At 61.1% G+C, this 316-nt stretch carries 1 protein-coding gene; it reads left to right on the top strand.

Going from position 1 to position 316, the window contains the following annotated elements; translation table 11 throughout:
• On the top strand, positions 1 to 316 hold a 316-nt coding region (locus FW758_RS24905; protein ID WP_446446860.1), incomplete at both ends, for a replication protein P.

The raw sequence follows: 316 nt of genomic DNA, 5'->3' as shown, positions 1-316 counted from the left end.
GCGTGTGAGCCAACCTGAGCCCACGGCGATGGACATGGCGATTGTGGACAGCGTGTTTAGCAAGTTGCGGGTGTTGTTTCCGGTGAGTGCGCCGCGGCCTGAGGACGAAGCAACCCACAAAGCCGAGTGGCTTAAAACTCTGGCGGCGCAGGGGATTGCCAGCCGAGAGCAAGTGCAAGCGGGGTTGAATCGCGCCAGACGCGAGCAGGGCGATAGGCAGTTTTGGCCGACACCGCGCCAGTTTGCTTTGTGGTGCCAACCCACGGCCTGTGATTTAGGGCTGCCCAAGTTAGAGGCGGCGTTTAAGGAGGCAACC

The organism is Shewanella sp. 1180_01, from assembly GCF_052850535.1.
This window is presented reverse-complemented; position numbering and strand designations above follow the sequence as displayed.